At 52.1% G+C, this 23,028-nt stretch carries 17 protein-coding genes and 1 pseudogene; 11 read left to right on the top strand and 7 right to left on the bottom strand.

Going from position 1 to position 23,028, the window contains the following annotated elements; translation table 11 throughout:
• Positions 1-79: 79 nt before the first annotated feature.
• On the bottom strand, positions 80-5,764 hold the full coding sequence (locus tag HII30_RS00680) for an S-layer homology domain-containing protein (RefSeq protein ID WP_169503001.1): 5,685 nt from the start codon (positions 5,762-5,764) through the stop codon (positions 80-82).
• A 354-nt stretch (positions 5,765-6,118) separates the two neighbouring features.
• Between HII30_RS00680 and HII30_RS00685 the strand changes: the two genes are divergently transcribed.
• A complete protein-coding gene (locus HII30_RS00685) occupies positions 6,119-6,565 on the top strand; it encodes a GNAT family N-acetyltransferase (protein WP_169503002.1) in 447 nt (148 codons plus the stop codon).
• A gap of 169 nt (positions 6,566-6,734) precedes the next feature.
• Entirely contained in the window at positions 6,735-8,294 is a 1,560-nt protein-coding gene (locus HII30_RS00690; protein WP_169503003.1) for a tetratricopeptide repeat protein, read from the top strand.
• Here HII30_RS00690 and HII30_RS00695 read toward each other — a convergent pair.
• Positions 8,291-8,485, bottom strand: a pseudogene (locus tag HII30_RS00695) (helix-hairpin-helix domain-containing protein); the annotation flags it as partial. The gene HII30_RS00690 and the pseudogene HII30_RS00695 sit on opposite strands and share 4 nt — an antisense overlap.
• Positions 8,486-8,683: 198 nt before the next feature.
• On the opposite strand from HII30_RS00695, the gene HII30_RS00700 reads away from it, so the two are divergent.
• The 3 genes from HII30_RS00700 (at position 8,684) to HII30_RS00710 (ending at position 13,484) form a co-directional block, all read left to right on the top strand.
• A complete protein-coding gene (locus tag HII30_RS00700; RefSeq protein WP_169503004.1) occupies positions 8,684-9,970 on the top strand; it encodes a phytoene desaturase family protein in 1,287 nt (428 codons plus the stop codon).
• 23 nt (positions 9,971-9,993) lie between these two features.
• A complete protein-coding gene (gene sigJ, locus HII30_RS00705; protein WP_169503005.1) occupies positions 9,994-10,902 on the top strand; it encodes an RNA polymerase sigma factor SigJ in 909 nt (302 codons plus the stop codon).
• Between the two features lie 587 nt (positions 10,903-11,489).
• Positions 11,490-13,484 carry a WD40/YVTN/BNR-like repeat-containing protein gene (locus HII30_RS00710; RefSeq protein WP_169503006.1) on the top strand — a complete coding sequence of 665 codons (1,995 nt, stop codon included), beginning with the start codon at positions 11,490-11,492 and terminating at the stop codon, positions 13,482-13,484.
• An 85-nt stretch (positions 13,485-13,569) separates the two neighbouring features.
• Here the strand turns inward: HII30_RS00710 and HII30_RS00715 are convergent, their stop codons facing one another.
• From HII30_RS00715 to HII30_RS00730, 4 genes are read right to left on the bottom strand one after another with little or no spacing between them, the layout of a single operon-like run.
• On the bottom strand, positions 13,570-14,409 hold the full coding sequence (locus HII30_RS00715; RefSeq protein WP_169503007.1) for an ABC transporter ATP-binding protein: 840 nt from the start codon (positions 14,407-14,409) through the stop codon (positions 13,570-13,572).
• A complete protein-coding gene (locus tag HII30_RS00720) occupies positions 14,409-15,440 on the bottom strand; it encodes a FecCD family ABC transporter permease (protein WP_169503008.1) in 1,032 nt (343 codons plus the stop codon). Before HII30_RS00720 ends, HII30_RS00715 begins: the two co-directional genes overlap by 1 nt.
• Positions 15,437-16,480, bottom strand: coding sequence for a FecCD family ABC transporter permease (locus tag HII30_RS00725; protein ID WP_169503009.1), 1,044 nt, complete (start codon positions 16,478-16,480; stop codon positions 15,437-15,439). The genes HII30_RS00720 and HII30_RS00725 overlap by 4 nt, the downstream gene beginning before the upstream one ends.
• Positions 16,473-17,576, bottom strand: a complete 1,104-nt coding sequence (locus HII30_RS00730) for an iron-siderophore ABC transporter substrate-binding protein (protein WP_211184351.1) — start codon at positions 17,574-17,576, stop codon at positions 16,473-16,475. The genes HII30_RS00725 and HII30_RS00730 overlap by 8 nt, the downstream gene beginning before the upstream one ends.
• Positions 17,577-17,773: 197 nt before the next feature.
• On the opposite strand from HII30_RS00730, the gene HII30_RS00735 reads away from it, so the two are divergent.
• Positions 17,774-18,553 (top strand): ion transporter, encoded by a 780-nt coding sequence (locus HII30_RS00735; protein WP_169503011.1) that lies wholly within the window; start codon positions 17,774-17,776, stop codon positions 18,551-18,553.
• A gap of 40 nt (positions 18,554-18,593) precedes the next feature.
• Positions 18,594-19,205, top strand: a complete 612-nt coding sequence (locus tag HII30_RS00740; protein WP_169503012.1) for a DUF4352 domain-containing protein — start codon at positions 18,594-18,596, stop codon at positions 19,203-19,205.
• Positions 19,206-19,509: 304 nt separating this feature from the next.
• Here the strand turns inward: HII30_RS00740 and HII30_RS00745 are convergent, their stop codons facing one another.
• Positions 19,510-19,989 (bottom strand): hypothetical protein, encoded by a 480-nt coding sequence (locus tag HII30_RS00745; RefSeq protein WP_169503013.1) that lies wholly within the window; start codon positions 19,987-19,989, stop codon positions 19,510-19,512.
• Between the two features lie 355 nt (positions 19,990-20,344).
• On the opposite strand from HII30_RS00745, the gene HII30_RS00750 reads away from it, so the two are divergent.
• From HII30_RS00750 to HII30_RS00765, 4 genes are read left to right on the top strand one after another with little or no spacing between them, the layout of a single operon-like run.
• The gene (locus tag HII30_RS00750) at positions 20,345-21,364 is read left to right on the top strand and encodes a ThiF family adenylyltransferase (protein WP_169503014.1); all 1,020 of its coding nucleotides are present in this window, start codon (positions 20,345-20,347) and stop codon (positions 21,362-21,364) included.
• 29 nt (positions 21,365-21,393) lie between these two features.
• On the top strand, positions 21,394-22,032 hold the full coding sequence (thiE, locus tag HII30_RS00755; RefSeq protein ID WP_169503015.1) for a thiamine phosphate synthase: 639 nt from the start codon (positions 21,394-21,396) through the stop codon (positions 22,030-22,032).
• Positions 22,023-22,220: a sulfur carrier protein ThiS gene (gene thiS / locus HII30_RS00760; RefSeq protein WP_169503016.1), complete on the top strand. Its 198-nt coding sequence runs from the start codon at positions 22,023-22,025 to the stop codon at positions 22,218-22,220. Before thiE ends, thiS begins: the two co-directional genes overlap by 10 nt.
• Positions 22,221-22,224: 4 nt before the next feature.
• Positions 22,225-23,025, top strand: coding sequence for a thiazole synthase (locus HII30_RS00765; RefSeq protein ID WP_169503017.1), 801 nt, complete (start codon positions 22,225-22,227; stop codon positions 23,023-23,025).
• Positions 23,026-23,028 lie beyond the last annotated feature (3 nt).

Raw genomic sequence — 23,028 nt, forward strand, 5'->3', positions numbered from 1 at the left:
AAAAAAGGCACCCAAATTTGGGTGCCTTTCTTGATTTGAACACGATCTGTGAGCTTGCTGCTGCTTGTGAATTTCTTTTTTAACGTGTAAGCAAATTGTAGAGCACTTGTGCCATCTCCGCACGGGTTGTCGTGCTTTTCGGATTGAGCTTGCCGCCGCTGCCGGTGATCATTCCACTTTGTATCAAGTGGTCCATTGCTTCCAGGGCGTAGCCGGAAATTTGACCTGCGTCGCTGTAGTCACCCGCAGTCAGATTTCCCTTCTCTCCTGGAACTTCGCCAAGCAGCTCAAGTGCCCGGTAAAGGAGCATGAACATGTCTTGTCTCGTAATCTCGCGCTCGGGTGCGAACTTGTTACCCCCCACCCCGGTGGAGAGGCCAAGCCGCTTGGATGCTGCGAGATAATCCGAGTAATAGGTATCTCCTGCATCGGAGAAGTTGTTCGCTGCATTCTCATCGGGCTCTATACCATAGGTGCGCATCAGCATGACGATGAACTGGCCGCGGGTCAGCTTCGCGCCTGGGCTGAAGACGTCTTTTCCCGTGCCGTCTGTAATCTCGCGCGCTGCGAGATAGGTCACCGCAGCATGACTCCAGTGCGCCGGTGCCACGTCGCTAAACGTTACCTTATGGTAGCCGATGGCGAATGTGGATACATTCCCGGTCGTCAGATCCATTGTACCTGCAGCCGCATTATAGTTGCCACGGATCGGTTTCAATGTGCCGTTCTCCTGGATGGAGTAGACCAGAATGGCGTTTGGATCTTCGTTTACACTTGGTTTATACGGCAGACGGATGCTCGCTCTACCATCTCCGAGCTCGGTAACGTCCCGGCTGCCGGAGGATACACTATAGCCGTACACCGGACGATTGCCGATTTTCGCTGCTGCATCGCCCGTAAGTCCCGAGGTGTCCTTCCGGTCCACGCTAATTTTAATATCGCCGGAGATTGCTGCCGCGTTGATGGCATCAACCGCTGCAGCATCAAAGGTCAGTGTTCCGAGGATTTCGGCATTCACCATGAGCTCGGCGCTTGTGTCAGTCGCAAGGCTGCTGAATGCATCCTTCGGGATGGTGAGATCTACCGCCTGGGCTGATGCTCCCGGCGCAAGCGTTAGCTTCACCACCGCCTTATTGCCTGCCAATTCTGCTTGACTTGCGCTTTCGATCAGCTTTGATACGACGCCTGACGCTGCACGTGCCTCCATTCGGCCGGAGCTGCCCGCAGTGCCGGGAATGGTGCTGCTGATCATTGTTGTTCCGCCCTGTGTGCTGCTGTCAATAACAGGGTTACCTGTTGCAGGTGTCTCTCCGCCGCTGCCCGGATTACCGACAGGCGGAGGCGTTACACCGCCGCTGCCTGGTTGCTCAACAGGCGGAGGATTACCGCCAGTTTTCGTGGAAAGCTGGCTGTAAGCCTTGCCTGCAGCGTTTGCTGCAATGGCAATCCAGGATGTTCCTGAAGGCAGGTTTCTGGACTCAAGGGAAGCTTTCGCATCCATCGCTTTCACCGTGCCGAGAGCGTTGTTGTCATACAGAACAGCATCCACAGACTTGACGTTCAGCGTCTTCGGTGCGGTATCGAAATTCATACGGAGCTCGTAGGTGTCCAAATCAGTCGCCTTCAGGCCCGCATCGTAAGAAGGCAGCTTGGGCACATTGTAATAACTGAAATCATCCAGCTTCGGTGAATAGGAAATGACGTAAATCTTTCCGTTCGCAAGATCGAAGTACAGTGTCTGATAGTAAGCATCTCCGCCTTCATTAGCGGACTGGTAATCGGTCAGGATCTGATACACGTTACGTTCCTTGATTCCATCCCCACCGTCATCAAAGCCGGCAACGTTGATGGCGGCTCCGTGATAATGCCCGTTGAGCACCATGACGACATTCGGATTCTTGGCGACCACTTCATTTTGGAAAAAGAGGCCGTGTGCGTCCTGCTCTCCTGAACCATTGGTATAACTGTGGAAGGCCAGCACGGCCTTGCGGTTCGGATACTTGGCAAGAACCTCGTTGATCCAGTCCGCTGCACTCCGGTCATAATCGTAGCTCATATACACGAAAATCATGTCCTGGCCGCCGGCGGTCACCAAATCGTAATGGCCCAGGTTATTGTTGTAAGACTGTCCATAGACGGAACTTCCGCTAAAGCGGTCCGCTCCGAAGTAATGCTGGTAATTTTCATATCTGGCGTTATGGTTGGCGATGTCATGGTTACCGGCTAATACGCCATAAGGCAGCCCTGCATCCTCCAGAATCTTCATGTACTGATCGGCATGCTCCCATTGATAGGTCTCGTCAATATCGTCTACAAGGTCACCGGTATTCACAAGATAACGGAGATCCATGCGTTCCTTGTTGCCCGCGATATAGCGGTTGCGGATATCAAAATTCCACGGGTAGCTCTCCGAGTAATACTGTTCGTCGGTGGTCCAGGCAATCGCAAAGTCATACTGCTCCGGCTCCCGGGTGCCATCCCAGACATAATCGTTCTTCACGGTGCTTGGGCGGCCGGCATTCGTGGCAGGCGGCAGCTCAGCGCCTCTGCCCTGGGCCAGCACGTAGACTTTACCGTCTGCAGCGTATTCTTGGGTCTCAAATACCGCAGCAATCTTGCCCTTCTCCTCGGTGGACGGAAGCGGGAGCCAGCGGCTGGCATCACTGCTGCGCACATAGAGGCGGACATCCTTGCCGTAATCCGTATCAGCATGCAGCTCCATTCTTAGAGAATGGTCTCCATCCTTGACATCCAATTCATACAGCTGGTAAGGCAAGCTGCCGTTTGTCGAGGAAACCGTTCCAATAGTACCGGTTTCCGCGGCCGCTGTGTCGTCGCCGCTTCCCTGATAGACGGTGATGCCGTTGTCTACGGTAAGGGCTTTTGCTTTATGGAAGGACACCTGTGCATCCTCTCCTCTGCCAAGAACAGCGGTCAGCTTGGCTGAATCCGCATTTACGCCGGTAGAAGAGACCGACGAGAACGATGGAATGTTTACGCTGGATGTAAAGGTCCACGTACGTGTGCCCGTATTTTCGTGAACATCCTGTACGACAGCTGTTAATTCATGATTTCCCGGTGCGAGGGAAGAGCCGTTGAAGCTTAGTTCATCCAGCGGTGTTCCGTCCAGTTTGAGGATCAGGGTCTCCTCCAGCACCTCGGACGCATCACTGTAATGAGGTTTGAACGTGAACGCGCCATTAATATGCTCTGGAACATCGGCTCCAATAACCGGTGCCGTGTTATCTACAACGACGTTAATGTCCAGGCTTTCTGTACCGGAAGACAGGGAAATCGTATGGTTTCCATCTGTGAACTCTGTCGTGTCCCAGGTCATGCCATTAGCATCCATGGATCCGGACGGGACCGTAAAGTGCAGCTCCACGGAGCGCTTGCTGCTGTTCAGCGTGATCCGGTCCGAGGAGTGGACCGCGCCGTCAGGCTGCAGCTTCGTTCCATCGGGCAGCACCAGCTGAAAGCCTGTCATATTGAAGTTATCGCTCTGGGTGCCAGGCGAAATATCCAGTGCATCAATTTCCGTACCGGCAAGGATCTGAATCGTCACTTCAGCGCTGCCGTCAGGATTGACTTGAAAGAGCTGATGGTGAATCTTGATAGCACGGGAAGGCAGCACATTATACCAGCGCGAGAACACCTGCACGAGGGTCCCGTTCGCCATGACGGCATTCTTGCGCCCGTCCAGTCCACTGATATCCAGGGTGAAGTAAGCACCCTCCTCCAGTGTGCGTGAGCTGTCAACCGCAGCACCGTCGATCTGGATGTCAACCTCTGCGTTGTCACCGGACCTGCCTGTGATGTCGACCTGGCCGGAGACAATCTGACCCTCCGACAGATTAGCGCGCAAGCCTGTAACCGGTGGATTACCAGCCACATTTACCCGATGAACAGGAGAGCTCGTTGTATGGAAAATATTTTGAGCTTCCAGGTAATATTCAATATAAGAGGCATTCAGAAACCGGTCAGCACCGATCTCTACATAGAACTTACCGGGTGTTCGTGTGTTGAATGAGTTGGATGGCTGAGCTGTCCAATCATCGGATGAATCCGTACGGTAATAGACGGTGAAATTCCGAATACCGGTAGAATCCGCGTAAGCATAAGGGATGCTGAGATCTTTCCTCGCCTGAATGGCGTTAAATTCGCCGTCATGTCCAAGTAGGGTCAGCTCAGGAACGATGCCGGAATCCTGAATCGTACTTTTCTGCTGGTCGCTCACCCGTCCGGCGGTAGGAGCGGCCTTCTTGGCAATCGGGACAGCGCCAGCCACGCCCTCTGCTGCCTGAAGCTGAACGCTGCTGCCTTCTTCAGAGCCGGCATCGGCAGAGATGTAGGCATATGAAGATATCGTTTCCTGGCTGCCTTTGGCCGTGATGGAAATACGGGCGGTCGTATTCTTCAGCGCTTTCTGATTGTTCACCGAGAAGAGAGGCACACCCTCGGGTACACTGAGGCTTGCACGGAAGTCGGCTTCAGACGGCATCGTAACGCCGTTTTTCTCCAGATCTACACGGCGGACCCAGAATATCGCTGCGCTTTGGGCCGGGATTTTCACCTCGGCTTCATTAAAGGTCAGCGGCAAGTCAGAGACCACGGCTGCATCCATGTCGGTATAGACCAGGTCGAAGCTGCTGCCAAAGTCCAGCTCTGAATCGGATGTGTTATAGACCTCAATGTAATCCATGCTGTCAATCGTAGCACCGCTCAGTCCTGTGTAGGACTCATGGCGCGCGATGTCATTGGGATAAATCTCGGTCAGGTACACTCCTCCGGTTGCAGCCGTTACATAGGCCGGAATAGGAATGAGCAGTGGCTGGCTTATTTCGCCGGAGGCGTCCTTCACCACAACATATAGATCCTGAGCACCGGCAGGGAGCGTTGTAAGCGGGATACTTTGCTCGCCTGCATCGATTAATGTGCCGCTTCCTGCCGCATCGATCGCTGGAGCGACATCGCCGCGGGGCACAGCAGCGTAGTAATAGGCCCCCGCTTTGCTGGAAGTAAAGGTTACCGTTGCTGAGCTGTCACTTGTGCGGTTTACGGTGCCGGCAGTGAGCTGCGGCTTAAGAGGAAGGCTTGTCTGCTCCTGGCTCACCTGTCCAGCTGATGGAAGAGCTTGCTTGGCAATGGCAACAGCGCCCGGGGCATTAGCTGCCGCGCGGAAATGCACACTGGTCCCTTCCGTCGCCCCGGCATCTGCGGTCACGTAGGTGTAGGAAGAGATCGTTTCGCTCGTATTCTTGGCCTTGATCGTCACCGTGGCGGTCGTGTTCTTGAGCGCCTTCTGGTTATTGACCGAGAAGACGGGCACACCCTCCGGCACACCAAGGCTTGATCGAAAATCGGCCTCGGACGGCATCGTAACGCCGTTTTTCTCCAGGTCTACACGACGAACCCAGAACACAGCTGCGCTGTGAGCCGGGATCTTCACTTCCGTTTCATTAAACGTGAGCGGCAGTTCGACTCCATCAGCGTAAACCAAGTCGTAATCTGCGCCGAAATCAAGCTCTGTGTCAGAGCCGTTATAAACTTCAATATAATCCATGCTGTCAATGGTACTGCCGCTGAGTCCTGTGTAGGTTTCATGGCGCGCAATGTCATTGGGGTAGATCTCGGTAAGCCATACCTTCTGTTCGATTGAGGGGATCTCCGGGTCAGCCGCTTGCACAGCAGTATGAGGCCATACACCTGCCATAATGGGCAGTGTCAAAAATGCAGCTAAATATTGTCTAGTTCTTTTCTTCATGCTGTTTCTCACCTTTTTCCTGGAAGTAAGTGCTGGTTTGCTTTTATTTAAAAAATGTCCTAACACCCATATGTAAGCCAGTTTGATGTATGGACTGTCCCCTTTCTGGCATAGTTATCCAATCCTCTGAATAGGACCAGTATAAAGATCAACTGTTATCGCCTTGTAAGCTAGATATAAAGCATTTGTAAAATCGGTTTTGCAAACACAAACAGAATGGTATGATTTGGATATATAGAAGGGAGTGATGTGGTATGCGTAACATTCATGCTCTGTTGTTCGGTTTAGAGGAACTTCACTATTGATCGCAGAGGAATCGTTCCTCTGTGAAGTCAAATTCGGGAGGAAGATGGGATGGGAATTGATCTTAAGCCAGTATCTGTCCAGAACTGGTATGCATGTACGAAATTAAAAGTGACAGAAGAACAACGAAATGTATTTCCAGCACCTGTTGTTTACTGGATTGCTGAGTCGAAGTTTGTGGATGATTTTGAGCTGCGTGCGGTGTACTGGAATACGGACTTAGTGGGATTTATTGTTTTTTGTAACAGGCCCGATGAGGACGGGAATTATTGGATCCCCGCATTGATGATCGATGAGCAGTATCAAGGCAGAGGCTTCGGGAAATCTGCAATGGACAAGCTTATTGAGCATATGAGCTCCATGAATTGCAACAAGATCATGATCGGACACAGACCGGATAATCTGCTGGCGGCACAGTTGTATGAATCTCTGGGATTTAAAAAAGTCAGTGAAGAAGTCATCGACGGTGAAATCATACGTTTACTGGAACTTACTTAAGCAAATCCATTCAGGAAATCAGATCGCAAGAGCGATGGGAGGAATGATTCGTACCCGCAGTGTCTCTAAGCATCAAATGGGACAGCCCTTTAAACTTGCCGTAGCAGGAAATGAACCGTATCATGAATAGTGTTATTCAATACATTGTAGAAGGCAGGATGTAATTCAATTGACAGATCAACATAAACAACAACAAAGCTATCGCTTTAGTGAAGCGCCGCTATGGAAGATTCAACAGGAATATTATGAAGAAAAAGGCATGAAGGCATGGGACAACGATCAGGTCCCCCAATATATTACGAGCAATCCGATGATCGCTGCTGCTTATGCAGACATGATCTTCGGATTTTTGCAGGATCGCGTCAACCAGGAAGGTTCCTCTGACGAGCCTGTGTACATCGTTGAGCTTGGGGCAGGGGCAGGACGATTTGCTTATCATGTCATACAGGAGCTTTGTCAGTTAAGGGATCTGGCTGGCAGTTCGCTGCCTCCTTTTCGTTATATCATGACAGACTATGCGATGAGTAATGTGAAGGCTTGGCGGGAGCACCCTGCACTGCAGCCGCTCGTTGCCGAGGGCCTGCTTGATTTTGCGCGATTTGATGCCGTTACAGATACATCTCTAAGTCTTGTTGAATCAGGGACTACCATCAAGCCGGGAGATTTGAAGCAGCCGCTGCTGGTGATCGCCAACTACTTGTTTGACAGCCTGCCGCAGGAATTGATGTATATCGGGGACGGGCAGACGTATGAAGCTGACGTATTTGTGGAGTATCCAGCCGACAAGGACGCATTGAATCGGACAGAGGTTTTAAATGGGATATCGCTAAGTTATGAGTACCGCCGGACGCCGCATTATGAGCAGGAGAACTATCCTTACCGGGATGTAGTCGCCCTATATCAGGAGCAGCTGGAAGATTCCCATGTCCTGTTTCCTGAGGTGGGATTAGGCTGTCTTGAGCGGCTCAATGACTTGTCCCAGTCTGGATTTCTGTTGATTACCGCGGACAAGGGAGATCATCTGCTGGAGAACTGGAAGTTTAACGATCCGCCGGAGCTGATTATTCATGGTAGCTTTTCGCTCACGGCCAACTTCCATGCGTTTCAGCACGTGTATGAACGCAAGGGTGCCCTGGTCCTGTTCCCGCCGCATCATTATAAAAATATTAACGTTGGCTGTATTCTCCATGTTGATCATGCGCAGGACTATCTTCAGGTTAAATTGGCATACCGCCGAGCGGTAGAGCGGTTTGGCCCCGACGAATTTTACAGTCTGAAAGAATGGGTAGACCGGCATCTAGAGAGCATGGGCATGCAGCAGCTGTTAAGCTTCTGGCGTCTTGGCGGATATGATGCGGAATTTTTCATCTACGGCACTGCACGGATCTCCAGCCTGCTGCCGGAAGCAAATGATGAGGAAAGACAGGATCTATGGCGAGGTATCCAGCTGATGTGGGCTTCTAACTACGTCATGGAGCAGCGGTATGATCTGGCGCTCGATATCGGATTGCTGCTGTTCGAAATGGACCTGTACAAAGAGTCCAAACGATTCCTGGAAATTTCCGTGAAGCAGAACGAGGATGAAGTCGTATCCACGGTATTTTATTGCCTGGCGATTTGCTGCTTTGAGCTGGAATGGAATGAAGAGGGATTGGAGTACATCAGGAAATTGCTCCAGCTTGAGCCTGATAATGAAGAGGCGCTGGCTTTGTTGAATGAGTTTTATTAATTTTTAAAAGATAGATTGACCTCGTCCAAAGCGATCCTGAGCTTCGGCATAGTACTTGGACCGACGCCGTGCAGCTTCAAAATGTCTGCCTCGGTATATTCAGATAGGCGCTCGAGGGAGGTGATGCCTTCCCGTTCAAGAGCCCTTCGGGCAGGTGCGCTGATGTTGGAGAGAAAGGAATTACTTTCTGTCATGGCAATACCGCTCCTTTGAAGAATTTACCTTTATTTTAGCGGCTGTGTGTATACTCTGCAAATAATGCATGGAGGATTGGAGATAAGCCCGATTTTCGGGCTTATTTTTTTATTCCATATGATGCCGCCAGCCCCTGTCACACATCAATCCGGCTAATCGTCATGTATGTATCAGACTCGAAAGGAATGGTACACATGATTCAAAATCACAGCGACCGCGATTGGGATGTGATCATTATCGGAGCCGGAGCCGCAGGATTAACCGCTTCGGTGTATTTGGCGCAGGCAGGAAAAAGCGTACTGATGCTCGAAAAAGGAACACATCCCGGAGGACGCGCTATTTCAACGGAAATGGCGGGGGCACGCGTAAATCTGGGCGCTCATGCCCTGTTCAGGAGTGCATTGGATATTTTGCAGGAGATTGGCGTCACGGTTACCGGCTCAGCACCGAAGCCGCCAGGGCTGCTCATGTTTAAAGAAGAGGACGGCCATGTCAGAGCGGTTCCGCTCACGCAGTTACTGCTCGGATCGTTCTTGACGTTTCATGAGAAAATCCAGCTAATTCGATTTTACAGTCGTCTTCGCAAGACGGATACATCCACGCTGCACACTGTGACGCTGCAGGCCTATCTGGAATCACAGCTGGCCAGTCTACGGGTGCGAAGTGTCGTTGAAGGATTATTCCGGCTGTCCACGTACTGCGAAGATCCCGAGCTGCTAAGCGCCGGAGCGGCTGTCGAACAGCTTCAGCAGGGCCAGGTCATGTACATCGACGGAGGCTGGCAGACACTGGTGAACAAGCTGGTAGAGAAGGCGCAGAAGACCGGTGTATGTATCCGTGCAAGTTCCCCCGTCCGGGAAATCAGAGGCAGCTCCCCCGACATGTGTGTCGTCTTGAAAGATGGAACAGAGCTGAGGACCCGTCAAGTTTTATCCACGGCAGGACCTGAAGCTGGGCTGTCGCTCCTACATCCGGCTCTTTCAGCGGAAGAAGCGGCAGCGTATGAGCAGCATGTTCCTGTTTATGCCGCCTGTCTGGATCTAGTAGTATCCGGGATGCCTCGCCCAAAGATAAAATTTGTAATCGGTGCAAATGTGCCGTGGTACTACGCCAACCATTCCGCGGCGGCTGCACTCTCCGGACCCGGTAAAAAGGTCATCCATGTTATGAAGTACCTGCCGGCTCATGACCAGAGTGACCCCAAGCAGAATGAACTTGAACTCGAAGGTTTTCTCGACAGCATTCAGCCGGAGTGGCGCAAGCATGTCATCCAGCAGCGTTTTCTGCCGCGTATGCTGGTATCGCATGGCATGGCTATGGCTGCTAACGGAGGTCTTTCACGCCGGCCCGGACCTGAGGTGAAAGGGCGGCCGGGGCTGTATATGGCCGGGGATTGGGTTGGCTCCCAAGGGCTGCTGCTTAATGCATCTTTAAACAGTGCAAAAGAAGCTTCAAAACAAATGATAGCTCAGCGTGAATGATGCTTGAAAGGAGGGGGAACCTTGTGGAGATAGATTCCGCGTACAGGACCTATCGGCCTCTTTTGCTTTCTATTGGGTACCGTATGTTAGGATCCGTCACGCAAACCGAGGACTTGGTGCAGGATGTGTTTATGACACTGCAGCAGCAGAATCTCCATCAAGAAGAGGGTGGAATCCGCAGCCTGAAATCCTATCTGTGCAAAATGGTAACCAACCGCTGTCTCGATTATATGAAGTCCGCCAGCCATAAAAGAGAGGTGTATGTAGGACCCTGGCTGCCAGAGCCCCTGGTGCAGGACGTTAAAGACATTCCAGGGTATGCGCCGGGACAGGATCCGCTGCAGAAAATCGTTCTGGAGGACACCATTTCCTATGCTTTTATGGTTATGCTGGAGCGGCTGACACCGATCGAGCGGGCCGTCTTTATTTTGCGGGAGGCGTTTCAATTCGAGTACCGGGACATCGCAGATTTTGTAGACAAAAGCGAGCTTGGCTGCCGTAAAATCTACAGCCGCCTCAAGCGGAAAATTGGGGAGGATCGGCATGCTGCCGAGCCCTCCGCCGGTGATCGGTCCGAGCAGCTTGTCCTGCAGTTTCTCCATGCGGCTTCAACCGGGGATATGGATGGGCTCTTTGCCTTGCTCGCGGATGATATTGTGCTTTACTCCGACGGCGGAGGCAAAGTTCTTGCGGCGATCAAGCCAGTCACAACCAGCAAGCGCGTATTGGCCTTTATACAAGGCTTGTTATCCAAGGAGAGGGGGGAAGGCGCCGTACGTCTGGTGAAAATCAATGGTCAGCTGGGCTTTGTGATCAGCAGTTCTACCGAGAAGTTCCCGACCATTGTCAGCTTGGATGTGAAAGGTGGTACCATACAGCATATGTACATGCTCCGCAATCCAGATAAAATGCAGCATTTGAACTTGGGATAGAAGCTGACATGTGGGCATATGGTCGACAGCCATCCAATCCAAGCATGTCCCGAGCCACGCACCGTGCGCACGATGTTCAAATTAGCTTTCGACAGAAACAGTGGCAGCAGCCGTGGGCGGGAAACCTAATATCTCAGGCTTATATTAAGCGCGAAGTCGAGTGATACAGCGGCTTATGTTTAGTCAATAGGAGGCTGCTGCCCTGCCTAGCCGTCCGCTAATAAGATTGTTTTTCAATCTTATTTGTCTATAAAAAAGGAAAATCAGGAGATTAAGATTGTTTTTCAAGCTTAATCTCCTGATTTCTACCAATTTCACAGCTTGAGGCACCATAACCTGCAGTTTAAGACTGAATTTCAATCTTAAACACGGCACGTTAGGCAGATCACTAAAAATAAGATTGGTTTTCAGGCTTATCTGCTTAATTTAATGGGAAAGCGCACCAGCCCGCACCAGCCCGCCCTCTTTTCTCTCTTCACTAGATAGTTCTAAAGACGTATAATAGGCTTCGGGACTCATTTTCTTATGTTGGATCTATAAGAAATGAATCTATCATCATCGCAGGCGTCATAGGAGGAAGCATACAATTGAAAAAAACCGTTATTTTGTTCATTTGTTTTACACTGCTGTGGCCGCTGCTAGGCTCCGGTCGTGAAGTGTCTGCTGCACCCAAGGGGAGTGTGGACCAAATTACGCTGAAGGAATCGCCATATTCTTTAGGTGAGGGCTGGACCCTGGATGCGTCGTACAGCTCGAGTCCCCCATATTCCCTGGCGATCGGGAAGAGGGAATATTTGGCCGTCGGTCCTTACGGGACCGTGATGAAATCCAAGGACGGACGAAGCTGGAAAGCATTATCGAAGTTCGGTAACTACCAGCTGACCACGATCGCCTGGAATGGCAGCAAGTATGTGATATTCGGCTCGAACACCGAATATGCCAGAGAGGCAGCATATGCGCCTTCCGAGGGATTTGTTTCTGCCGACGGACTGAAGTGGACCAAAATCGCTTTTGAGCCGGGTGAAGCCATTCATTACGCAGCAGCGGGTAAAGGTGGCTTTGTCGCTGTTGGGCGGGAGCACGTGTTCACATCCGGCGACGGGGTAAAGTGGACCAAGACACTGACGCTGGGCTCCACATACGGGTCCAACTCCATCAAGTATGTGAACGGCACGTATTTTATTTTTGGCTATGAAGAGAAGAAGATTTATATCTCCAGGGACGGACGGAAATGGACAAGCAAGCCTATGAATACCGGGGCAGGCATTAACGATCTGGTATGGACGGGCAAGCAGTACCTGGGGGTCGGCAATGGAATCTATACCTCGAAAGACGGCGTGACCTGGAAAAAGCAGAGCAAATCACCGGCCGGCGTCCAATTTCAATCTATATTCACCAACGGAAAAACCTATATTGCGGTCGGTTCTGCCTCGGGCAGTCTTTCAAGCGGGCAGGTTTCGTATACCTCTAGTAATGGTGCAAGCTGGGCAAAGCATGATATATCCCATGTAGCCTCCGTATATACCATGTATCCTGTATCCGGCGGTTTCGCCGGTATCGGTTCGAACAAGGTGGATGGGATTTCTTCTGACGGTACATACGCCCTTTTTACAAGTGACGGCAAGAAGTGGAGCTACAGGCTGGCCGGCACATCCGGCAGTGGAGACTTCAGAGGCATTGCCACGAATGGAAAAAGAACGGTAGCTGTCGGTTTGGACGGAAGCGTGGTCTACACGGTCAATGGAAGTCAGTGGAAGAGCAGTCATCCGTTCTCTTTTTCAGAAAGACTGGGCAGAGCGCATCTGTTTGATGTAGCTTGGGGTGCAGGCAAGTTCGTAGCTGTCGGCAACGGGGGTGTGTATGTGTCTGCCGATGGCGTCAGCTGGAAGTCTGTGCGCGTGCCTTTTAAAGATCAGTATGGAGGTTTACGACAAATCCTGTGGACCGGGAAGTTCTTCGTGGCTTCGGATCAAGTCTATGGTGTCTATACATCAAAAGACGGACTCAAGTGGACCAAGGTCAGCAGTGTCAGCAAATCGGATTACTGGCTCACCTCGATGGTGTGGGACGGAAAACGCGTTGTGGCTGCATTCCAGATGTACAATAACGGCAAGCAGTATACGAAGATCATGCAGTCCACCAACGGAACGACATGGGCAGAGCTGGCAAGGCTGCAATTGACGGTAGCAGATATGGCGTGGAATGGAAAAGGGTATGTTGCCGCCGATCTCACTTCACCCACCAGAATGTGGGTGTCCAAGGATGCTAAGCGGTGGACGAAGGCGGGATCTGGATCCGGACTGGATCAGCAGGACAGCTTTCAGTTCATCACATCCTTTAATGGGCAATTTTTTGCATTCAATGATTCATTGAAGGAAGCAGGCGGGGATTATGTCACGTATCATGCCTACTACGTATCAAAAGACGGCCTGAAGTGGAAGGAGATCCCGGTTCCCGACAAGAATTCGGACGTGGACACTCGCGGGAATGAGATGATGTATGACGGCGTGAAAGCCCATGGTAAATATATTTTTGTAGGTGCACACGGTCATATTATGTATACCAAGACTTTGAAACTTTAAACTGTGCTTTGTTCAAACAGCCCCGCTGGAGGATCTCTCCTCAGCGGGGCTGTTTGTGATTGCCGGGATTGGATGATTCAACCGGTTATGCTCTGCCAGCGGCAGCGTAAGCAGCAGCAGAGGCAGGCTGGGCATGGTATCGCCCGATCGGCACCACCAGAGGAGAGCCGGACACCGGATCTGCAATGACGGTGCAGTCCAGCCCGAAGATGTCCTTCACAGCGGTACTCGTAATGACCTGGGACGGTTTCCCTTCTGCCACAAGCGTTCCTTCCCGAAGTGCAAAGATATGATCCGCATACCGTGCAGACAGATTGATATCATGAAGAACCATAACCATGGTGATGCCAAGCTTTCGATTCAGCTCGGTGAGCAGGTCCAGAATTTCGATCTGGTAGGTGATGTCCAGATAGGTTGTCGGTTCATCGAGAAAAAGGATATCGGTCTGCTGCGCCAGGGCCATGGCAATCCACACCCGCTGCCTTTGGCCGCCGGACAGCTCATCGATATGATGGTTGGCGAAGTCTGTAATGCTCATGATGTCCATCGCTTCAGCAACGGCCTCCATGTCCTTTTTACTCCAGCTGCTCAGCCAGGACTGATGCGGAAACCGACCTCTTCCCACCAGATCAGCGACGGTAATACCTTCAGGGACAATGGGGGATTGCGGCAGCAGTCCTACCACCCGGGCGAATGACTTGGACGGGATATCATCCAGCGGCTTTCCGTTCAGGGTAATGGTTCCGGAACTAGGCTTAATGAGGCGGGCCAGTGTTTTCAGAAGTGTGGATTTTCCGCAGCCGTTGGCACCGATCATGACACTGATTTTGCCGCTGGGAATCTCGAGGCTGATGTCATGGAGAATTGTTGTATGATCATAGCCCGCAGTGAGGTTCTCGGCTTGAAATGTATGGGTAGGCTGCATTACAAATCCCCCTTTCGATTCATTCGGATTAACAGATAGATCAGATATGGCGCACCAAGAATGCCGGTGATGACGCCAACAGGGAATCTGACCTCGAATGCGAATTGTCCGATAAGATCGGCCGCCAAAACCAGATTAACCCCGACAAGGCCGGCAGGAACGACACTGGAAAAACCGGCTCCGACCAATCGTTTGGCGATCGGCCCGGACAGAAAAGCGACAAAGGCAATGGGCCCCGTGATCGCTGTGGCCACTGCAATCATGCAGACGGAGCTCAAGATCATCGCAATGCGGGTTTTATCTGTCTGAACACCAAGCGAAGCAGCGGTCTGCTCCCCCAGCTCCAGGATGCTGAGATGTCTGCTCAGCAGAATAATGACCGGTGTACCCACAAGGACTGCGATCATAAGAGGCGGAAGCTCATGCATGCGGGATCCGTTCAGGCTGCCGGCGAGCCATCGGAGTGCTGCAGGAATATCCTGCTGGCCGCCAATGAGCAGCAAATAGGATATGAATGCATTCAGCATCGCCTGTATGCCAATGCCGACCAGGATCAGGCGTCCGATAGAGAAGGATCTTCCTCTCGAAAAAACATAAATCAGAATGACGATCAGCAGGCCGCCAATGACAGAGGCGATAGAAACCATCGCATCGCTGGACTGCAAGATCAGGATGCAGAATACCGCCGCCGCACTGGAGCCTGCTGTAATGCCAATGACATTGGGATTCGCAAGCGGGTTGCGCAGCATCGTCTGAAAGGTGGCTCCCCCGACACCGAAGGCAAATCCGGCAAACAGGCCTGCCAGCATCCTCGGCAGACGGATACTATTGACGGCAAACGACACGCCCTTAATCTTTTCACCCGTCAGGGCCAGGATCACATCCTGCAGCGGATAGAGGGTGCTGCCCAGAAGGAGCATGGCACAGCACAGAAGGCATGCCAGGATGACAAGCAGGGTGGTAACAAAGACAAAACGTCGGCGCCGCTGACGCCTTCCCGCCATAATAAATGCAATCGCTGTATTTGTCATAAGGAACGCACTTTCGATTTCATCGCTAAGAGTATGAGCAGAGGTGCTCCAACAAACGCCGTAACGACACCGACCTCCAGCTCGCCGGGGCTGCCAAGCAGCCTGCCGCTGACATCGGACACCGTTAAAATAATGGCCCCTGAAACCGCGGACAGCGGAATAATGAAGCGCAGATCAGGACCCAGGATCAGGCGGATGACGTGGGTGGACAGCAGCCCGACAAATCCGATCGGACCTGCCAGTGCCGTAGTCGCTCCGCACAGCAGCACACCGCCCAAAGCAGCAATGAGACGCAGGACCCCGGTGCGGACACCGAGACCTGTCGCCACATCATCACCTAGTGCCAGTGCATTAAGCGCCGGAGCGGTAAGGAAGCCGATCAGCAGGCCGATCAGAAGAAAAGGAATAAAAGCGGCAATCACGCTCCAGCTCCCTGAACCAACGCTGCCCACCTGCCAGAACCGGAATTGATCCATCACGGACGAACGCGGGATCATGACAGCACTGACCAGGGAGGACAGGGCTGCACTGGTGGCCGCTCCCGCTAACACAAGCTTGAGGGGCGTAGCACCGCCGCGCCCCATGGAACCGATGCCGAAGACGAACACGGCGGTCATGACCGCGCCAGCCAGGGCGAGCCCAATATACTGGCCGGCGGTGCTGATGTTCAGGAACGCGATGCCGCATACCACGAACAAGGCAGCCCCTGTGTTGACGCCCAGGATGCTGGGATCTGCGATCGGATTCCGGGTCACCGCCTGCATCAGTGCCCCGGATACGCCGAGGGCCGCACCGCAAAACAAACTGAACACGGTGCGCGAAACCCTTTTGCGTACGATGTCAGCCCCATAGGAGTTGGAGCCCGGGTAGAACAATCCATCCATCAGTTCATGCCATCCCACCAGGCGCGAACCGAAGACGAGGGAGGCTATCGCGCATAAGAGAAGCAGGATAACAGAAAGGACAAGGACTTTTCTAAAATGCCGGGGTACCGCCTGGATCAGCCGTTTGTCTGCTGTGGCAAGTGCTGCATTATTCATGGATCTTGTCGGCAGCGCCTCCGATAAGCTTCAGCAGCTCATCAATCGTGTACGAGATGGACAGCGGATTGGGATTGCCGGCCGCTGCCAGCGGTGTGCCGTTACCAATAAATACAACTGAACCTCGCTTAATCGCTGGGATTTTGCTCAGCAGCGGATCAGCTTTTACCGCTTCATACAAGCTCTCATCACCATATCCGACCAAGATATCTGCATCGTAAAGGCTGTCAGCATTCTCAGAGCTGAGCGTCAGGGCAAAGCTTGCGTCATCCTTAATCTGGCTTGTCACGCTCTCTGGATATTCCATGCCCAGCTCGATCAGAAAAGCGCCTCTTGGGTCACCTGGAGTATAAATATGAAATTTGGACAAGTCGTTTGCTGAAAAATTGACCCATGCCACTTTTTTGCCCTGCAGATCCGGGTACTGGCTGGCTTTATCCTGAATCAGCTTCTCGGTGTCTTTAATGAGCTGCTCGCCTTCGGCTTTCATGCCCATACCTGCTGCATTATAGAGCACCTGCTCGCGCCAGGTCGTTACCCAAGGTGTTGTCTGGTAGGCCACGACCGGAGCAATTTCACTCAACATATCATAATCTTCCTGCGTGATTCCGGAGTACGCAGCGAGAATGACATCCGGGTCAGCATCCGAAATAGCTTCGAAATCCAGGCCGTCCGTGTCCTGAAAAACATTCGGGTCCGTGACGCCAAGCTCCTTCAGCTTCTTCGCTGTCCAGGGCAGCAGCCCGCTGTCATCCTGCACGCCGTAGTTGGCTGCCGAGAAGCCTACAGGCACCACGCCTAGGGCGAGCGCAACATCATGGTTTGCCCACTGGATGGTAGCGACCCGTTCCGGCTTGCTATCAATCACCGTTTCCCCGAACGCATGCTTGATGACGATTGGATATTCCGTGTTTTCTGCATCCGAGGAAGGCGTTTTCGATGCGGCTTCGGATGTAGTTGCTTCTGTGCCTTCAGGAGTATTGGCAGTCGGTGCCGATGCAGGTTCGGATTGCTGCGTGGAGCAGCCCACCAGGAGTAGAAGCAGCATAGCTGAAAATACGAACGATCTTACAGAGGTTTTTTGCTTGGTATTCATGTACAAATCCACCCTTATCCTATGTATTTTAAATGATAATGATTATCAACATCATTAACAATACTATCCTTTTCCATCGTTGTCAATGAGAATGTTTCTCAAATAACAAGTTATATAGACTATCCCTTGATTGCGCTTCATAATGGAGCTATATCTATGTGAGAAAATTCGGAAGGAAAGGAATTGTGGGAGTATTGATGAGAGAAGCATGTAAGCGATTGGTGGAGCACCGTTATTTTCAAGCTATTGTGATTGCAATAATTCTATTGAACGGTGTCATTATTGTTGCCGAAACTTACGAACCGGGCAGCTCCGTTCTGATCACCCTCGATAAAATGATCCTATTGATCTTTGTACTGGAAATTGTGGTGAAGGTTATTGGGCTGGGGTTCAGGCGTTACTTTTCCAGCGGATGGAACTGGTTTGATTTCATCATTGTGGCCGCCAGTCTGGCGTTTTTGGCTGCACCATTCGTAAGTGCACTGCGCCTGGTCCGGGTTCTGAGGCTGTTCCGCATGATTCCGGCCATCCCGTCACTGCGCAAAATTATCGATTCACTGATGCGGTCGATTCCGGCCTTAACCGGTGTGCTGGGGTTAACACTGCTGCTATTTTCAATTTATGCGATTATTGGCACCACATTTTTCAAAGATGTGCTGCCTTATGAGTTTTTCGGGAGTTTCCATACTTCGCTGTTCACCTTGATGCAGGTTGTGACGTTTGAGTCGTGGGCTAGTCAGGTTGCGAGGCCGATTATCGAAGAGATGCCGTGGGCCTGGATTTATTTTGTCACGTTTATCATTGTCGGTGCGCTTGTTATCCTGAATCTTGTGGTGGCGGTCATTTTGAGCTATCTGGGGCAGGAGGACGATGCAGATCGTGATGAGCGCCTGGATCGGCTGCTGCAGGAGAATACGGAATTGAAGAAGGATGTTCAGGAGATCAAGCAGCTGCTGCTGGAGCAGCGGAGAGATTGACGCAGATATAAAACTCACAGTCGAACAGGGAGAGAACAATATGATCAAAAAAAGAATACTGCCCGTTATGATAACCACCTTATTGCTTGGTGGATGTTCAGCAGGTGAGATGGAATCGCTCCAATCTGATGTGGAGGCGATCAAGCAGGAAGTGGCTGCACTCAAGGAGCAGATTAGGAACTGGGAGACCACAACAACGAATGTCGCGACTCAGCTTAGCGGTTCCGGAGAGCCGGCTGCCGTACAGCAGAAGGATTTGTTTGAGCTGGGGGAGCCATTTGAGTATGAAGGGGTTACATACACGTTCACAGAGGGTGAGCGCAAGCAGAAGTTAGGGGAAAGGCTGGCTGCTGACGAGGGACAGGAATTCATTGTAATCAACTCTGAAATTCACAATACGAGCGGTGAAGATTATAAATACAGCCAGACCCATTACAGCATCGTGACAGGGTCGGGTGAAATTAAACGCAATTATCTAATCATTGACACGAGAGATCAATATGATGACTTAGGTAATGGAGACCTCGCACCTGACGGAAAACGGTCAGGCTGGATCGCTTTTGAGGTGCCTCAAGGAGATCAGCCGGCAGAACTGAGGTTTGAGTTGCACACCTTGACAAGCCAATCCACCTTTAAAGTCAAGCTAAAATAGAACCGTTGAATCAGCCTTCTCTATGATCGCTGTTCAGCAAGCCAACCTGGCTTGGCAGTTTAAGTAAGATTGTTTTTCAATCTTATTTCTTTGAAAATAGAAGCCATTATCTCAATAAGATTGATTTTCAGGCTTATTTTTCACTTTTTTGCCCATTCATCGTATGTAGGAAGACATTCAGGTGTTTTTAAGATTGTTTTTCAATCTTAAACTGCTACACAGCGGAAAAATGAGAGAAATAAGATTGTTTTTCAATCTTATTTCTCTCGGCCCTCACGGACATGAAGCAAATTTGGACATGTGGTTAGATGCTGAGCATTCCGAACAACGGCCATATGCTTTTCACAACATTCATTCCGATTCGGATCATCGGCATATATTTATTAACTGTGTTGAAAATCCCCCCGAACCCGAGGCCCGCACCGGCGCCAGCGTTTGGTGCCGATCCGCCCTCACCGCCTGCAGATACCGGACCTGCGCCGCCTCCGCCTCCACCGAAGAAAGACGGTCCTCCTCCGCCTGCACCACCCGCGGGTGGGAAATTTCCGCCGAACGGTGCCGGACCTGGGCCAAATCCGCCAAACATCGGACCGAACAGACCGGATGTTTGTGCGCGCTTCTTCGACTTACGCTTTTTGCGGCTGTTTCCCTTCCCCTTAACCTGGGACAGGGTTAATTGGTGTTTATTTATTTTCTCCAGTGTTCCAATATAATAGCTGCCATCATTCAATAACAGGCAAACCGGATGTCCAACCCATTGCTTTGCTGCTGCATGGTATGCCAAGGCACTCTCCTCCTCTCTCGCAATCCACGTATTACATGAGCATTTTATTCAGAGTATGGGTCACATGTTTGTACGCTTGTAACGGGTAAAGCGGGCTTAAGCTGGATATCAGGTGCGTAATACGCTGTTGCCAAATTCCCGGCGTTTCGTTATGCTGAATTTAAATGAAAATAGAATGCGGGTGCTGGATCAAGTCCGGCTGAGATTGGAGCCTTATGCTTCGGACCGTTAATCTGATCCAGGTAATGCTGGCGTAGAGAACCTCATTCGAATTGTCCAAGCCATTCGTGTATTCTCGAATGGCTTTATTGCATATCCAAATTAACCGCACATAGAACGATTGACGACAAAGGGGATGAATGACATGAAAGAGCGGTATTCCAGACAAATGTTATTTTCTCCGATTGGGGAAGAAGGACAGGAGAAGCTTGCAGCAAGCGCGGTGTGTATTGTCGGCATGGGTGCGCTGGGCACCGTTCTGGCCAACCATATGGTCCGCTCCGGGGTAGGGCGGGTCCGTATGATTGACCGGGATTATGTGGAGCCCAGCAATTTACAGCGGCAGATGCTGTTTGACGAGCAGGATGCTGCAGAGGCGCTCCCGAAAGTCGTAGCAGCTCAAAATAAGCTTAAGCGTATCAACACGGAAACCCGGCTGGAGGCGGTGTTCACGGATGTGACGTCTGCCAATGCCGCCGAGCTTCTTCAGGATATGGACCTGGTGCTGGACGGGACCGATAATTTTCAAACCCGCTTTCTGCTGAATGATGCCTGCTTTCGGGAAGGGGTTCCTTTTGTATACGGCGGGGCAGTCAGCTCACGGGGTATGAGTGCCATATTTGTGCCGGGTGTGACGCCATGCCTGCGCTGCTTCATTCAATCGGCGGATTCCGGGGGCCAAACCTGCGATACGATTGGCGTAATCTCTCCGGTGGTCGATATTATCGCTTCGTATCAGGCGGTGGAGGCGCTGAAATACCTGGTGGGTGCCGCGGAGGCGAGAAGAGACAGCCTCATTACGCTGGATGTGTGGCATAACCAGTACCATGCGATGAAGCTGGGGAAGCCGCGAGTGGACTGCCCGTGCTGCGGTCTTCATGAGTATCCTGCACTGCAGGAGGAGAGTGATGCGGCCTTATCGCTGTGCGGTCGGGATTCGGTTCAGATTGCCGGCCATGAGCCGTTCGACCTGAAGCTGTGGCAGGAGCGGCTTGAACCGGCTGTAGTGAACATGAAGGTGAATGAATACCTGATCCGGGCGATGCTCCCGGAAGGCGAACGCCTGGTGCTGTTCGCAGATGGCCGGACGCTGGTGCAGGGGACGAACGACCTCGTCAGGGCGAAGACGATTTATGCCCGTTATATCGGCAATTAACGAAGATTAGAACAGGAGAGAAAATCAAAATGCCAAATTTCAGATTGTATGGAATCACCGGCGAGAACTTTCACCCTGGCCGGAGCCTTGTGGACGTGATGGAAGAAGCTATTCTGGGAGGCGTGGATATTGTTCAGTTCCGCGACAAGAGCAGCAGCAAGGAGGAGCTTGTACGTAAAGCAAAAGCCCTTCGGGCGCTGACTACAAGGTACGGCGTTCCTTTTATCGTGAACGATCATGTCGACCTGGCGCTGGAGGTAGATGCCGACGGCATTCATCTGGGCCAGGGAGATATGCCGATCGCAGAGGCCCGGCAGCGGGTCGGCAGCCGGATCATCGGCATTTCGACGCATGCCATCGGCGAAGCGCTGCTGGCTGAACAGCAGGGTGCCGATTACATTGGGGCGGGGCCCGTCTATGCTACGGCAACGAAAGCTGATGTCGTGGCACCGGTCGGTTTATCGTACATCCGAGAGGTGGCGGAGCAGATATCCATTCCGTTCGTAGCGATTGGCGGAATCAAGCTGGATAACGTGGAAGAGGTTATCCGCGCCGGAGCGACCAGAATCTGTGCAGTTAGCGAGATCGTAGGGAGCACGGACGTTACAGGAACATGCCGGACGTTCCTTACGAAGCTGGATCGAAAAGGGGTAGACACATGGAACTGATCATCAATGGCAGCAGGCGGGAAATGGCAGCGGGCAACATCGCTGATGTAATCGAGAAGCTGGGTTTGACCGGCAAGCCGGTCGTTGTGGAGGCTGGCGGAGAAGTGCTGGTGGCGGAGCAGTGGCCGTGCGTGAAAGCCGTGCCAGGTATGACGATCGAGATTGTCCATTTTGTAGGAGGGGGTTAAAGGAATGAACCAAGATACTTGGCGTATCGGGAATCATGAGATGTCTTCACGTTTTTTTCTGGGGACGGGTCTCTTCCCCAGTCCATTTGTCCAGAATGAAGCGATTGCGGTGTCGGGTGCAGAAGTGCTCACCTTTGCCATCCGCAGAGTCAATCTGGATGCGGTGGAGGATGATTCTATTCTGCAGCATGTTGAGCCAGAGGCTTTTCAATTTCTGCCCAACACATCGGGAGCCCGGACGGCAGATGAAGCGGTCCGGATCGCGCGTCTGGCCAGAGCTTCGGGCCTCAGTGACTGGGTAAAGGTGGAGATTAGTGCCAGCGAGCGGACACTGCTCCCGGATCCAATCGAAACGCTGCGGGCTACAGAAATTCTGGTGAAGGAAGGCTTCACGGTACTCCCCTATATCTCGGACGATCCGGTCATCTGCAGGAAGCTGGAGGAGGCCGGAGCTGCCGCCATTATGCCGGGGGGCGCTCCAATCGGGACGGGACTTGGCATTCTGAACCCTTACAATATCAGCCTGATTGTAGAGGAAGCCAGCGTACCGGTCATCGTGGATGCAGGGCTGGGAACCGCCAGCGATGCCGCCTTGGCGTTGGAGCTGGGCGCATCCGCTGTCTTGATGAACACGCCAGTCGCCAAGGCCAAGGATCCGGTCGGCATGGCGCTGGCCATGAAGCTGGCCATTGAAGCAGGAAGGCTTACGTATCTGTCCGGCCGGGTGCCGAAGAAGCAGTACGCATCCGCCAGCAGCGGACTGGAAGCCATGGTGAGCCGGCCGTCTTCCCCGGATGTACTTTAGACA

This window comes from Paenibacillus lemnae (assembly GCF_012933385.1).
Classification (GTDB): domain Bacteria; phylum Bacillota; class Bacilli; order Paenibacillales; family Paenibacillaceae; genus Paenibacillus_AQ; species Paenibacillus_AQ lemnae.